At 40.1% G+C, this 12,023-nt stretch carries 11 protein-coding genes; 5 read left to right on the top strand and 6 right to left on the bottom strand.

Annotated elements, in window-relative coordinates; genetic code table 11:
* From dnaE to AC1DDX_RS16345, 4 genes are all read right to left on the bottom strand, one after another.
* The coding region (gene dnaE, locus AC1DDX_RS16360; RefSeq protein ID WP_477622277.1) for a DNA polymerase III subunit alpha at positions 1-2,785 on the bottom strand (2,785 nt) is incomplete at its 3' end.
* Between the two features lie 3 nt (positions 2,786-2,788).
* The gene (gene dinB / locus AC1DDX_RS16355; RefSeq protein ID WP_172659556.1) at positions 2,789-3,946 is read right to left on the bottom strand and encodes a DNA polymerase IV; all 1,158 of its coding nucleotides are present in this window, start codon (positions 3,944-3,946) and stop codon (positions 2,789-2,791) included.
* Positions 3,947-4,045: 99 nt separating this feature from the next.
* Positions 4,046-4,528, bottom strand: coding sequence for a hypothetical protein (locus tag AC1DDX_RS16350; protein ID WP_337716448.1), 483 nt, complete (start codon positions 4,526-4,528; stop codon positions 4,046-4,048).
* Between the two features lie 53 nt (positions 4,529-4,581).
* Positions 4,582-5,268, bottom strand: coding sequence for an arylesterase (locus AC1DDX_RS16345; RefSeq protein ID WP_172659554.1), 687 nt, complete (start codon positions 5,266-5,268; stop codon positions 4,582-4,584).
* A gap of 83 nt (positions 5,269-5,351) precedes the next feature.
* On the opposite strand from AC1DDX_RS16345, the gene AC1DDX_RS16340 reads away from it, so the two are divergent.
* The 4 genes from AC1DDX_RS16340 to AC1DDX_RS16325 all read left to right on the top strand — a co-directional run bounded on the left by AC1DDX_RS16340 (position 5,352) and on the right by AC1DDX_RS16325 (position 9,466).
* Positions 5,352-6,047, top strand: coding sequence for an ABC transporter ATP-binding protein (locus AC1DDX_RS16340; RefSeq protein WP_172659553.1), 696 nt, complete (start codon positions 5,352-5,354; stop codon positions 6,045-6,047).
* Positions 6,034-8,574 carry an ABC transporter permease gene (locus AC1DDX_RS16335; RefSeq protein ID WP_477622276.1) on the top strand — a complete coding sequence of 847 codons (2,541 nt, stop codon included), beginning with the start codon at positions 6,034-6,036 and terminating at the stop codon, positions 8,572-8,574. The genes AC1DDX_RS16340 and AC1DDX_RS16335 overlap by 14 nt, the downstream gene beginning before the upstream one ends.
* Positions 8,575-8,688: 114 nt before the next feature.
* On the top strand, positions 8,689-9,360 hold the full coding sequence (locus tag AC1DDX_RS16330; RefSeq protein ID WP_477622275.1) for a cation diffusion facilitator family transporter: 672 nt from the start codon (positions 8,689-8,691) through the stop codon (positions 9,358-9,360).
* On the top strand, positions 9,323-9,466 hold the full coding sequence (locus AC1DDX_RS16325) for a cation transporter dimerization domain-containing protein (RefSeq protein WP_477622274.1): 144 nt from the start codon (positions 9,323-9,325) through the stop codon (positions 9,464-9,466). Before AC1DDX_RS16330 ends, AC1DDX_RS16325 begins: the two co-directional genes overlap by 38 nt.
* Here the strand turns inward: AC1DDX_RS16325 and rpiA are convergent.
* Positions 9,438-10,139, bottom strand: coding sequence for a ribose 5-phosphate isomerase A (gene rpiA / locus AC1DDX_RS16320; protein ID WP_288881037.1), 702 nt, complete (start codon positions 10,137-10,139; stop codon positions 9,438-9,440). The two genes, AC1DDX_RS16325 and rpiA, sit on opposite strands and share 29 nt — an antisense overlap.
* 175 nt (positions 10,140-10,314) lie before the next feature.
* Between rpiA and AC1DDX_RS16315 the strand changes: the two genes are divergently transcribed.
* Complete coding sequence (locus AC1DDX_RS16315) at positions 10,315-11,352, top strand: serine hydrolase domain-containing protein (RefSeq protein WP_337716446.1); 1,038 nt, start codon at positions 10,315-10,317, stop codon at positions 11,350-11,352.
* A 17-nt stretch (positions 11,353-11,369) separates the two neighbouring features.
* Here the strand turns inward: AC1DDX_RS16315 and AC1DDX_RS16310 are convergent.
* A partial coding sequence (locus AC1DDX_RS16310) for a hypothetical protein (protein ID WP_477622273.1) occupies positions 11,370-12,023 on the bottom strand: 654 nt, incomplete at its 5' end.

The following is a 12,023-nucleotide window of genomic DNA, read 5'->3' as shown; positions in this document are numbered from 1 at the left end:
TTCCATCTGCGTCCAGAAAAGTACCAAACCACATTTTCTTGTTGTTTTTCGTATGCACAGTCTTTTCACAAACATACAATCCCACCATTTTTACCGTTTGTCCAACATATTGAATCAGGTTGTCTGTGCACACATCTCCTCTGTATGGGGTTTTCAATAGATCAAACATAGAAAGCGACAAAGGAAACCCAAGCAGTTCCAGCTCATGATAGGCATCTTCAAGCTTGGTATTAATCAGCTCTGGCAGCATATAATGTTTACTTTCCAAATGAAAAAGTTCTGCATGATTAACAGGCTTAACTTTACCACCCAACATCATATGCACCTCCCACAACAAAGTTTTCTTACTCTTACCTGTAAACCTTAAAGCTCCCACCCTAATTAAAATGATTACCTGTTCCAGTCCCATCCCAGTACGTTTTACAAAATCCTCCAGATCAATAAATGCACCATTTCGCTTAACCTCATCGGGAATTAATTCTATAAATCTATTCTCAAGTCCCTGTACACCAATAAGCCCCAGGTAGGCATCATTCCCTTTAATGGACACTCCAGAAGTACTTACATTTACACATGGCAAATGCACCTTTGCACCCGCTTTTTGCAATTCATGAACATACAACCAACGCGTATAAAACCCGCCGTAATTATTCAGCACCGCAACCATAAACTCCCGGGGATAGTAGGTTTTTAAATGTAAACTCTGATAACTTTCTACTGCAAAACTCGCTGAATGTGCTTTAGAGAAACTATAACCCGCAAAAGAGAATACCTGTCTCCATACCTCGGCCGTAATGGCCTGTGGCCTGCCCAATGCCTTTGCTCCTTCATGAAACTTTTCTACCAGCTTATTGAATTCTATTTTCGAGCGATATTTCCCACTCATCCCCCGTCTCAAAATGTCTGCATCCGTACCATCCATCCCCGCATAATGAATACAGATCTTAATCACATCTTCCTGATAAACCATTACCCCAAAAGTATCTTCCAGTTGTTCCTTCATTACCGGATGCAGGTATTCTACAGCATCTGGTTTATGAAAATTCTGAATGTAAGCCTTCATCATACCTGATTGTGCAACCCCAGGTCTAATAATACTGCTGGCCGCAACCAATGTCAGGTAATTCTCGCAGCCCAGCTTGGTAAGCAATTGCCGCATTGCCGGCGATTCGATGTAAAAACAACCAATGCTATTGCCAGATTTTAACTTGTTATTCAGGTTAGCATCGTTCATAAACGTCTTTACCTGATGGATATCTATTTTATATTGCTGATTTTCCTCCACCAGCCTCACTGCTTCTTTGATATGCCCTATCCCTCTTTGGCTTAGTATATCGTATTTATCGTAACCAATCACCTCCGCCTCGTACATATCCCATTGTACAGTGGGCATTCCTTTGGGTGGTAAATCCAATGCAGTGTAATAAGTAATCGGTTCTTCCGAAATCAGTACGCCACCAGCATGAATACTTCTTTGATTGGGCATCTCCTTCATCATTTCGTATATGGCGTTAATCTTTTCAAAAGTAGGATTGTTTCTGTTTTCCGTTGCTTTAGCCGGATCTGTAAAGCCCTCAATCTCAGCTTTTGGCAGGCCCATTACTTTACCAATCTCACGAATAATGGAGCGGTCTTTAAAGGTACTCATCGTGCCTAGCAGCGCAGTATGGTCTTTTCCGTAACGCTTAAAAATATAATCCTGCACATCTTCACGCTCATCCCAGGAATAATCAATGTCAAAATCCGGAGGCGAGGTACGTTGTGCATTCAGAAACCGCTCAAAATACAAATCGAGTTCCAGCGGATCTACGTCAGTGATACGCAAACAAAAAGCCACGGCACTATTAGCTCCTGAGCCCCTGCCTACATGATAATAACCCTTAGACATGGAATAACGAATAATATCCCAGGTGATTAAGAAATAGGCACAATACCCCAGGTCATTAATTACCTTCAGTTCGTTCTCTACTTTTTTCAGTGCCTCCTTATTGTTCTTTCCATAACGATAAATCAGACCTCCCATTGCCAGCTTTTCAAGCAGTGCTTTATCATCATTCTTACTCCCCGTAAAGGTTTTACGGTTCAGGTGCACTTTCCCCTCCGCATAATTCATCCTGCAGCTATCCATCAGTTTCCGTGTATTGTCTAGAATGAAAGTATATTTACTAAATCTAGCTTCCAGCTCCCCTGCGGGCAGAAATATATCGGTACTACTGCATTTATCTTCAGGCCCAATCATCGTAAGCAGCGTATTCAAATCTACCCCTCTCAAGTACTCATGTAAGCGGTATTCGAGCCTGTCGGCCACAAAAACAGGTTGTAATGCAAGTAATTTATCTTTTATATGATTGATCTCCTTGCCGTGCAAGCTATGCAGCTCATCATAGCGAATCCCCAGATATTCATTTTCGCCTAATGGTTCCGTTACATTATCACCTGCATAGGGGTAAATTACAACTGCATTTTTAAAGGGTTTTACCTTATCGGGCAGCTCTTTCTGTTCCAGATTATGCTCAGTCAGGAAATCATTTAACTCCTTCATCCCTTCCTTATCCTTGGCAACCCCAATATAAAGTAATTGCTTATTTCGTCTAAATTCAACACCTCCAATGGGCTTAATACCGCTCTTATTACATGCTCTCATAAACTCCATGATCCCCGTTGAGTTATTGATATCTGTAAGCACCATCTGCGTAACCCCTCGAGAAGTGGCTTCCTTTATGAGCTTTTCGATAGACATAGTGCCATAACGCAAGCTATATTGAGAATGAACGTTCAGGTACATGGCTTATAATTCAATATTCAACACAGATGCCCTTGTTACTGCCTTTTCTCCAAATCGCTTGCGAATCCTGTCCATTGCCTGCACCAGGCTATATTGTTCCTGCGATTCACTATACATATCAATTTGTTCAAATCCGTTTACCAGACTAGACAAACGCACACCAACAAGTCGTAATAACATCCTCTTGGTATATACCTGTTTAAAAAGTTCCTTTGCTTTTTGAATAAGTGTATTATCCAGTGCAGTGTAAGGGATAGATGCCTGCCTGGTAACATCTTCGAAATTAGAATACCTGATCGTTACAGTAATGCAGGCCGCAAGTTTCTTTTTTTCTCTCAGCTGAAATGCAATATCCATTACCATCGAAGTAAGCAGGTTATTGATCATATTTATATCTATAGTATCTGCTTTAAATGTGCACTGTGTGCCAATGCTCTTCTGCTCGGCATATGGAACTACCGGACTATTGTCTATCCCTTTGGCTCTTTGAAGCAGCGATAACCCATTTTTCCCCATCAGCATATTCATCTGATCCGGATGGATCTGGGCCAGTGTATGAATCTTCTTGATGCCCATATCACTGAGTTTTACAAAGGTCTTTTCTCCCAGTCCCGGAATTTTCCTGATTGAAAGAGGATTTAAAAAAGGTTGTACACCCGATGCTTCAACATTCTTCTCCCCGCTTGGCTTACATTCGTTAGTTGCCATTTTGGAAACCGTTTTATTTACCGACAACCCAAAAGAAATTGGTAAGCCCGATTCTTTCATAATAACTTGTCGAAGTTCATGGGCATAAGTCATACAACCATGGAACCTATCCATGCCCGTCATATCTATATAATGTTCATCAATACTGGCTTTTTCAAACAGCGGCGCCCTTTCCCTTATAATATCAGTAATTTCATGAGATGCTTTAGAATAAGCATCCATGCTGCCTTTAATAAAAACCCCATGCGGACACAGCATCTTTGCCATTCTGGCTGGCATCGCCGCATGTACCCCAAATTTTCGGGCCTCATAGCTACATGAAGTTACTACTCCACGATCCGACATGCCGCCAATAATTACGGGTTTTCCAATAAGACTACTATCCTTTTTTAACTCTACAGACACAAAAAATGCGTCCTGATCCATATGAATTATTTGCTTCCCTTCCCTCATGACAAATAAATTTAGGTCACGACAAAACTAAGCTAATAAAATTAGTAAAACAATTATAAAACTAAATATATTAGCGCAAATACAGATTATACTATTCGTTTAAGCAAGCATAAGGCCCGGGACTTCCTTTAGAATTTGATCCTTGTGAGCGGCAGATAGCCAGATATTGGACTCTAAATTTAAAATATCTATATTTTCTTTAAGAAAGTAGTTCCAGCATAATTTCCCATTTTCTTTCTGCGTAGTAACGATATCATGAATAATATCATTTGATATAACAACAGGGGTACTATCTTCTCCATGATTAAATTCAGTTACGTGAACATCTTCTAATAAAACCGTACCCAAAACAGCCGAATTCTCATGGCCCTCACCTTCGGCAGAGATGGTCAGCTCATAAGTATTGGTATCTTTTTTAGAATAACCAGTCACTTCTTCAGAGAATTTAAAGGCTGCGCAATGAGAGTGTTTTGGAATTTTAGCAGCATTCAATTGTTCCCATTCCTTTCGGTCATCCAGATTTTTATGCTCATCACAGTACCATTCAGGGTTGCGTACCCAAATTTTAACGACTATGTTCATACACTATTGCTATTTGATTAGATAATGAAGATAGTAAAAAAAATCTTTACTAATTACAGCACACCTTTCAATTTCGTCCAAACGTTTTCAGCCAGTATCTTCTGTCCCTCGGCGGTAGGATGAATACCATCATTCTGATTTAACTTAGGAATACCCGCTACTCCCTCTAGCAAAAACGGCAGAAAAACCATTTCATTTTTAGCTGCAAGTGTTTTAAACATATTCCTGAAATCAGAAGCATACTTAGCCCCCATGTTAGGCGGCACTTCCATTCCGGTTAAAATCATTTTAGCCTGAGGATATTTCTTTTTAACCTTATCTATTATAGTCTGCAAATTGGCCGTAGTTTCATTAACCGCTATTCCGCGCAAGCCATCATTAGCGCCCAGTTCAAGCACAAAAACGGCTATTGGTTGTTTTAGTAACCAATCTATCCGGTTTTTCCCGGCGGCAGACGTTTCTCCACTTAGTCCACCGTTTATTGCTTTATAAGGAAGCTTAAGTGAATCCAGTTTTTTCTGTAAAAGTTCCGGATAAGCCTCTCCTTGTTCCAATCCGTATCCGGCTGTTAAACTTGTACCGAAGAATAGAATATTTTTTTGTTTAACTGGAACTTCGGTAGCAACAGGTGCCGCCTCTGCAGGTTTCGCCTGTAATGGTTCTTTATTTTGGTTATTTCCACATGATGCCAATACAATTGACAATAGTATGATCAGGGCTGAAGCTTTAAAACGTAACATATCTATGTAATATAAATCTAAAATTAGCCATTACTTCTCAGGCCTCGTATATTTAACTATAAAAATACCTATTTATTAATAATATGCCATCAGAAAACATACTCCACATTGAAAATGTAAGTAAAATATATAAAAGTGCCGGAAAAGAACTTACTGTCCTTAACAACGTCAATTTCTCTGTAGAAGGAGGTTCTACACTTGCAATTACAGGTCCATCCGGCAGTGGTAAAACTACACTTCTGGGACTTTGTGCGGGGCTCGACAGATCTACTACCGGCTCCGTTAAGCTAAATGGCATAAAACTAGATGAGCTCACAGAAGATCAGCGGGCAGCGGTACGCAATCGCTACATAGGCTTTATATTCCAAAACTTTCAGCTAATGCCAACCCTTACCGCGCTTGAAAACGTAATGGTACCAATGGAATTGCGCGGAGAGAAAGACATTCGTGCACATGCCATGGATCTGTTAGATAAAGTAGGCCTTGCAGAGCGCTCACATCATTATCCGGTACAACTTTCTGGTGGCGAGCAGCAACGTGTTTCGCTGGCAAGGGCATTTTCCAACAAACCTGCTATACTCTTTGCCGATGAACCTACAGGTAATCTGGATGCCGAAACCAGCGAAAAAATAGAAAAGCTAATGTTTGAACTGAACAGGGATGCCGGAACTACGCTAATCATAGTTACACACGACCTGGAACTGGCTATGCGTACAAACAGGATAATAAAAATAAAAGGTGGCGTAATCATTTCAGACGATCCAAATGCAACAAGATAATTCCGCACTTAAAAGATCTGTAAACATCGGCTGGCTTTTTAAAATGGCCTGGCGTGATGCCCGTCGCAATAAATCCCGACTGTTTCTTTTCGTATCGTCAATTATCCTGGGAATTGCGGCTTTAGTAGCCGTGTATTCATTCAGGGATAATATGCAACGTGATATTGACAATCAAGCCAAAATGCTTACCGGAGCAGACCTGGTGATACAGGCACGCAAACCCGTAAGCGCAAAAGCACAAGCAGCACTAGATACGCTGGGAAATGAAAAGGCTTCGGAAAGAAGCTTCGCTTCAATGATCTATTTCCTTAAAAATGAAGGCAGCAGATTGGTACAGGTACGCGCGCTTGAAGGCAATTACCCATTTTATGGAACCATCGAAACTACCCCTGTAAATGCAGCAAGAACCTTTCAGCAAGAGCGCAGGGCATTGGTTGATAAAACAGTGATGCTGCAGTTCAATGCCAAACCAGGCGATTCCATTAAAATTGGTTCACTTAACTTCTTAATAGCTGGAATATTGGATAAAGCACCCGGGCAAACCGGAATATCTGCTACCGTAGCGCCTGTTGTTTATATCCCGCTAAAGTATCTTGAACAAACCGGATTAACCAAAATAGGCAGCAGAATCCAATACAAGTATTACTACCGGTACAATAAACCATCTGCCGTAGCTGGTCAGGTTAAAAAAATCCRGCGCTTGCTTGATAAAGAAAATCTCGACACAGAAACTGTAGAATCTAAAAAGGAAAGCACCGGAAAATCATTCAGAGACGTGAGCAGATTTCTTGAGCTTTCAGGATTTATTGCCCTCTTATTGGGATGTATAGGTGTTGGAAGCGCTATTCATGTATATATTGGCGAAAAACTAAACTCTATAGCTACCCTCCGCTGTCTTGGTTTAAAAGCCTGGGAGGCATTTTTAATTTACCTCATCCAAATTGTTTTTATAGGATTTATTGGTGCTGTTTTAGGTGCTGCATTGGGCACAATTATACAGTTCGCATTACCGATAGTATTAAAAGATTTCATCCCGGTAGAACTTACCCTACAAATTTCATGGCTTGCCATCTTACAAGGAGTACTGCTGGGCTTGGTCATTTCAGTTTTATTTACTCTGCCGTCGCTCCTTTCAGTACGCATTATCTCTCCATTAAATGCCATCAGGCATTCGTTTGAGAAATCAAACGACCCCAGAGACCCGTTAAAATGGATTGTGTATCTACTCATCCTGCTTTTTGTACTGGCATTTACCAGATTTCAAATGAGCAGTTGGATGCAGGCAGTTGTGTTTACCGGAAGTATCTTAATCTCGTTCCTATTACTTTTTGCTTTATCCAGACTCTTAATGTGGGCAGTAAAAAGGCTCATACCAGCTTCTTCAAGTTATTTATGGAGACAGGGGTTTGCGAATCTCTACCGGCCAAATAACCAAACCCTTATGCTTACCGTATCCATAGGTTTATCGGCAGCATTCATCTGTACACTGTTTTTTGTACAGGGCATTTTAATAAAAAGGGTAACCATATCCTCTGCCGCCAATCAGGCAAATATGATACTGTTCGACATTCAAAATGAACAAAAGGAAGCAATTGCCACATTAACCAGAGATTATAAATTACCGGTAATGAACCAGGTACCGGTTGTAACCGTTAGAATTGAGAAAATCAATGGAAAAACGGCACTTCAGGATACTGCAGGTGATTCCAAACGTGCTTTTCAAGGAGAGCTTAGGGTAACTTTCCAGGACACCCTCACCTCGGCAGAAAAAGTAACCGAAGGTATATGGCAAGGCAAAGCAAAACCGGAAGAAAAGGTCTATGTTTCGTTAGAAGAAGGTTATGCCAGGAACATCCATGTAGGAGTTGGCGATAGTATCGTTTTTAACGTTCAGGGATTACTGATACCTACCGTTGTTGGAAGTTTAAGAGAAGTGAACTGGGCAAGAATGCAAACTAACTTCAGGGTTGTTTTCCCTACAGGTGTATTAGAGGATGCCCCCCAGTTTCATGTACTGATGACACGAATTACTTCAAATGACGTTTCGGCTAACTTCCAAAGCGCTGTGGTACGAAAATTCCCTAATGTATCTGTGATAGATCTGGGTCTTATATTAAAAACTTTAGATGAGTTGTTATCAAAAATAAGTTTTGTAATACAGTTTATGGCTGCTTTTAGCATGGCAACCGGCTGGATAGTACTCATTTCTGCAGTGCTAACAAGCAGGGGCCAGCGATTAAGAGAAAGCGTACTGCTCAGAACCTTGGGAGCCAGTCGAAAACAGATCCTTGTAATTACAGCCATAGAGTACTTATTTCTGGGCGCATTTTCTGCCGGTGCAGGAATAATTCTTGCTCTTGGAGGCAGTTGGCTCCTAGCTGTATTTAGCTTCGACACCAGCTTTACTCCTTCTCTATTACCGATACTATTGTTGTTTATCCTAATCTGCTTTTTGGTTGTACTCACGGGTGTTTTAAGTAGCAGAAAAGTATTAAATACTCCGCCTTTAGCTGTATTAAACGCTTAAACTAAAATTGATGATAGTTTATTCAAAAATATGCAACGCACATCCATTCAAAAAGCTATTTTTGCGCCCCTGTTAAAACATCAGCATTAGTTTTAGCGTTACATTATTATTGCAATGGAATTATCATCAAAAAACTCATCTAAAGAAGCCATACGAACTACTCAGTTAGGTATTATTATCAGTATCGCTTTAATATTTATAAAGGGTCTTTCAGGATATCTTGGCCATTCCTATGCACTTATTGCAGACGCTACCGAATCTGGTGCCGATGTGGTTAGTTCAGGGTTATTATGGCTGGCACTTATATATGCTCAGCGCCCTGCCGATCAGGGACACCCATACGGACATGGTAAAGCCGAACCCATCGCTGCCTTATTAATAGGCCTTTTTTTGATTGCAGCCGCAGGTTGGATTGGATATCATTCTATATATTATATCAGAACACCTCACGGATTACCTAAAAGCTATACCTTAATTGTATTGCTGGTAGTAATCCTCTCTAAAGAACTTTTATTCCGCTATGTACTTAAAATCGGAAAACGATTGAACAGTCAGGCCGTAAAAGCAGATGCTTATCATCACCGGAGTGATGCAATCACCTCTATTGCAGCATTTATCGGAATTGTAATTGCTCTTGTATTAGGTAAAGGGTATGAAGGGGCAGACGACTGGGCAGCATTAATGGCTTGCGTATTCATCATTTATAATGCAATAAAGATTATCCGTCCGGCATTTTCAGAAATTATGGATGCCGCCCCATCACCAGGAAGTAGATGGAACCATTGATGTATTTACTGCCCACCAGGTAGCCCATCAGGTTAAAGATGAGCTTCTGGCCTCAGATTTAAGTATTAAAGATGTAATTATACACGTTGAGCCACACTCGGCGTAATTACCTTAATCCCATTTTTCCCTGCTATTATTGCTTTTGTAGCTATTCCGTAAAACAAAGAATGCTCCACAACACCAGGAATCATTTTAATCTGAACGTTAAGTTTTTCTAATTCCGGCAATTCTGCAAAGTGAACATCAGCCAGCAAATTTCCATTATCTGAAATAACAGCGCCGTCCTTTTGAGTACTCATACGTAGCTTTATGGCTGCTCCTGGAAACTCAAACGACAATCTTCCCAGTACCATTTGCAAAGCCTGAGGTAATATCTCCAGCACCAAAGGATAAGTAGCATCCAGCTTCGCTACAAATTTCCCCTCATCTCCTATCAATATGAAATCCACAGCCATAGATGCCAATATTTTTTCAGTAGTATGGATACCACCTCCACTTTTTAAAGCATTCAATCCTTCATCAAACTGATCACAGCTATCAAAATAAACATCTATTTTTTTAAGTAACGCCGGTGATTGCACCTTTAATCCGCATTGCTGCAAATAAGCAGTGGTTTTAAAAGACGACGAAGTAAAAGTAACACCCGCAACCAAATCCTCATCCTGTTTCACCATATCCACCAGGTGAGATACCGTTGTTCCTGCACCCAAACCTACAATCTGGCCTATTTTAATAAAAGGCAGGGCCGCCTTTGCTGCTTCTATCTTATAATCGATCATGCCGGCAATTTAGAAATTAATCAGAATTATCTTTACCTTGTTTTCAAAAATTGACTCCCAGACTATGAGAAAACCAACCTATCTAAAACATTTTCTTACAGCAATTTTAATCATTTGTGCGTGTCTCCACAGCTTTGGCCAAGCTGCCAAAGCAGAGGCTGAACTAAAAGACATCATGAAAAAACAAGAAGCCATAGGGCTCTCTGTTGCTGTGGTAAAAAACGGCGATATCATTTATACCCACTCATTTGGCCTTAAAAACACTGAAACCAGCACACCACTTACCGATAAAGATATCTTCAGAATAGCATCAATTTCAAAATCCTTCTCGGCCACCTCTATTATGCAGCTTGCAGAAGCCGGAAAGCTATCTTTAAATGATGATTTCAGCAAACTGGTGGGTTTTAAGGTAAGGAACCCGAAATATCCTGAAACCGTTATTACCCTAAAAATGGTGCTCTCCCATACCTCTAGTATAAACGATAGCCAGGGCTATTTTAATCTTGATGTTATTAACCCAGAAAAAGGTTCTAACTGGGCAAAATGCTACAATGATTACGAACCCGGAAAAGGATATAAATACTGCAACCTAAATTTCAATATGGTAGGTGCGGTAATAGAAAAGCTTTCTGGAGAACGATTTGACCAATATGTAAAACATCATATACTAGATCCTTTAAAACTTTATGGGGGCTATTGTGTAGACTCACTAGACAACAGTTTGTTTACAACCCTATATGAATATGATTCCATTTCAAAAACTTTTGCCTCAGACTCTTCGGCTTATGCCCCGCGCAGAGAGGAGATAAAAAACTATGTTATGGGATACAGCACTCCCGCATTCTCTCCTACCGGAGGAATGAAAATATCGGCCACAGACCTTGCAAAATACATGACCATGCACATGAATCAGGGCAATTACAAGGGCGTAAAAATCATTTCTAAAAAGAGCGCTAAAGTAATGCAAACAAAAATTTCTGAGGAAGAAGGCTATGGGCTGGCAATGACTAATGTAGACAACCTGATTTCCGGAAAACACATGACCGGACATACCGGTTCTGCTTATGGCCTTTATAGCGCAATGTTTTTCCAACCAAAAGAAAAATTTGGGATCGTGGTCATCACAAATGGCTCCAATACTTCTTATACCAATGGTTTCAATAGCATATTAATAGAAAGCATCAATTGCCTTTACAATAACTTCATAAAATAAGACAAACAGCGCGGCACTTACAACCCAGAAGATACGCCTAAACGGAAATAACTATACTTATTTCGGTAATAGATGTTATACGGATCCTCACCATAATACCCCATAGCAGCCATTAAAAACACATTATTCATAAAAGGAAAGCTGTAATTAAATGAAGTTTCAACGTTAAGCCGTTTCTTTATTGAAAAAGCATTATAATTCTGCATTGCATTTACCGCATAATTCAATCCAACGTCAGCACGCCAGTTCTCTTTCTGTCTAACATATCTGCGAAGCGAAAAATCATAGATAACTCTGGTAAAACCATAATCATTTTTAAGGGCCTTTTCATAATGAAACCATTTATGCCACTCAAAACCGCCATAATGATTTAATGAATAGGAAACAGCATTAAACGCGCTGGTTTTTCTTCCTGAATTATATCCAACAGTAAGATAATTGGTACTAAAATTACCATCATGGGTATTTATTGTACCGTTGCTATTTAAAGCCTCTCCATCTTGTCCATTTGAATGATGAGTGAATTTTAACGTTGCATATTTATAATTGCTGATAGATTTACTAAGCCTGAAATATAAAGTTCCTCCCAGTTTTAAACTCGGAGTTCTTACACCCGAAGATTTTTCGTCAATTACCTTAACCGTAAAATCGGGCACCATAGCAAAAGCCAC

It is taken from the genome of Pedobacter sp. 10L46_2, from assembly GCF_056395165.1.
This window is presented reverse-complemented; position numbering and strand designations above follow the sequence as displayed.

Bases quoted from the DNA above. Each gene is read 5' to 3' on its own strand.
- dinB (WP_172659556.1), bottom strand. From the start codon at position 3,946: ATGAGGGAAGGGAAGCAAATAATTCATATGGATCAGGACGCATTTTTT.
- AC1DDX_RS16350 (WP_337716448.1), bottom strand. From the start codon at position 4,528: ATGAACATAGTCGTTAAAATTTGGGTACGCAACCCTGAATGGTACTGT.
- AC1DDX_RS16345 (WP_172659554.1), bottom strand. From the start codon at position 5,268: ATGTTACGTTTTAAAGCTTCAGCCCTGATCATACTATTGTCAATTGTA.
- AC1DDX_RS16340 (WP_172659553.1), top strand. From the start codon at position 5,352: ATGCCATCAGAAAACATACTCCACATTGAAAATGTAAGTAAAATATAT.
- AC1DDX_RS16330 (WP_477622275.1), top strand. From the start codon at position 8,689: ATGGAATTATCATCAAAAAACTCATCTAAAGAAGCCATACGAACTACT.
- AC1DDX_RS16325 (WP_477622274.1), top strand. From the start codon at position 9,323: ATGCCGCCCCATCACCAGGAAGTAGATGGAACCATTGATGTATTTACT.
- rpiA (WP_288881037.1), bottom strand. From the start codon at position 10,139: ATGATCGATTATAAGATAGAAGCAGCAAAGGCGGCCCTGCCTTTTATT.
- AC1DDX_RS16315 (WP_337716446.1), top strand. From the start codon at position 10,315: ATGAAAAAACAAGAAGCCATAGGGCTCTCTGTTGCTGTGGTAAAAAAC.